Origin of the sequence: Paenibacillus popilliae ATCC 14706, from assembly GCF_000315235.1 — a bacterium.
Lineage (GTDB): Bacteria > Bacillota > Bacilli > Paenibacillales > Paenibacillaceae > Paenibacillus_B > Paenibacillus_B popilliae.
This window is the reverse complement of the sequence record NZ_BALG01000345.1, coordinates 1-438: the sequence shown is the minus strand read 5'-3', so window position 1 is coordinate 438 and position 438 is coordinate 1. Positions and strand designations below refer to the sequence as shown.

General features: G+C 43.8%; 1 protein-coding gene. It reads right to left on the bottom strand.

Annotation, left to right across the window (positions count from 1 at the left end; translation table 11 throughout):
* Positions 1 to 289: DNA-binding protein (locus PPOP_RS16985; RefSeq protein ID WP_006287886.1), on the bottom strand; the 289-nt coding region annotated here is incomplete at its 3' end.
* Positions 290 to 438 lie beyond the last annotated feature (149 nt).

Here is a 438-nt window from a genome sequence, read left to right as displayed (position 1 = left end):
CACGTTCTGCTTTTAATCGTTCGTTAGCTAAACCTGTGGCTATTAACCAAACCTCAGCCATCATCCGCGCCGCAGCCTCATCCAATACTGGCGGCAATGGCTCCTTAATAGGCGCGTCCGTCTTCTCCTGCACTGCCCTAAACTCTGACATAGCCTCGCTAATCGTCGTATAGCTGCCGCCACCGACTACCCCACGCACAGCTGCCAACGTTGGAGACTTACCCTCTTGTAACAACTTTTCTGCCGCCGCCCAAATCTGCTCCTTCGTAATCCGTGCTACTCCTGCCATGTAAAATCACCCTCCATATTGTAATTTGTAGTATATTATATGTTGTAATTACATTATACTACATACTACAATATATTACAATATGATTTTTTCATAATTTTGCTAAGTCATGCAATATCTCTAACCTCTTATAATCCCGACTAACAAAA